The 579-nt window shown below is 39.4% G+C and carries 1 tRNA gene and 2 rRNA genes; all 3 read left to right on the top strand.

The window, feature by feature from the left end:
- Nucleotides 1-302: ribosomal RNA gene (locus tag AB6A63_RS02485) — 23S ribosomal RNA — on the top strand; the annotation flags it as partial.
- 59 nt (nucleotides 303-361) lie between these two features.
- Nucleotides 362-475 (top strand): 5S ribosomal RNA (gene rrf, locus AB6A63_RS02490).
- Between the two features lie 7 nt (nucleotides 476-482).
- Nucleotides 483-558 (top strand) — tRNA-Val (locus tag AB6A63_RS02495).
- The last annotated feature ends 21 nt before the right edge of the window (nucleotides 559-579 follow it).

The raw sequence follows: 579 nt of genomic DNA on the forward strand, positions 1-579 counted from the left end.
AGAACGTCGTGAGACAGTTCGGTCTCTATCCGTCGTGGGCGTTGGAAATTTGAAAAGAATTGTCCCTAGTATGAGAAGACCGGGATGAATATACCGCTGGTGTTTCAGTTGGTTCGCCAGAGCCATAGCTGAGTAGCTACGTATAGAAAGGATAAACACTGAAAGCATCTAAGTGTGAAGCCTCCTTTAAGATGAGATTTCCCTATTGAGATCCCTGAAAGACTATCAGGTTGATAGGCTAGAGGTGTAAGAAAAGTGATTTTTTGAGCTGACTAGTACTAATGATCCATTGACTTTGATTTTAAATAAAGACGGCTATGTTTATCTAGTTTTGAAAAAATTTGAAACAAAACTCCTTTAACCTTGGTGATTTATAAAAGGGAAAACACCTGTTCCCATTCCGAATACAGCAGTTAAGTCCTTTTACTCTGACAATAGTTTTTTAAAAAAAAGCCAAGATAAGATTCGCCAAGGTTTAAAATAGAGGATTAGCTCAGTTGGGAGAGCGTCTGCCTTACAAGCAGAATGTCGGGGGTTCAAGTCCCTCATCCTCTACCATCTTTTTTATCAACATATGCC

The organism is 'Camptotheca acuminata' phytoplasma (genome assembly GCF_041276565.1).
GTDB lineage: Bacteria > Bacillota_I > Bacilli_A > Acholeplasmatales > Acholeplasmataceae > Phytoplasma.